This window comes from Cupriavidus sp. 05T313, from assembly GCF_056396665.1.
In genome coordinates this window covers 1-354 of sequence record NZ_JBFTLX010000726.1, presented here as the reverse complement: position 1 = coordinate 354, position 354 = coordinate 1, and the positions used below count along the sequence as shown (strand labels likewise).

The 354-nt window shown below is 63.0% G+C and carries 1 protein-coding gene; it reads left to right on the top strand.

The window, feature by feature from the left end:
- Positions 1–354 (top strand): hypothetical protein (locus AC1DKD_RS42570; protein ID WP_477144914.1); only part of this gene is annotated, 354 nt, incomplete at both ends.

Genomic DNA, 354 nt, shown 5'->3' with positions numbered 1-354 from the left:
GCGTACCTACTTCCCGCACCAGCTCCGTGAGCGTTTCGACGCCGAGCTGGATACCCATCCGCTGCGGCGCGAAATCATCGCCACGGTGGTGGCCAACGACATGATAAACCTCGGCGGCATCACCTTCGCATTCCGGGTCATGGAGGAAACGTCCGCCAGCGAAGTAGCCGTTGCCAAGGCATTCGTGGCGCTTCGTGAGGTGTACGAGCTCGATGCCATGGTGGCGGAACTTAACTGCCTGCCGGCGTCCTTCCCAACGGAGCACTGGAGCACTGTGCACCTGGACATCCGCCGGCTCCTTGACCGGGCAGTCCGCTGGCTCCTGAGCCAGGAAAGTGTCTCGCGGCCCATTGC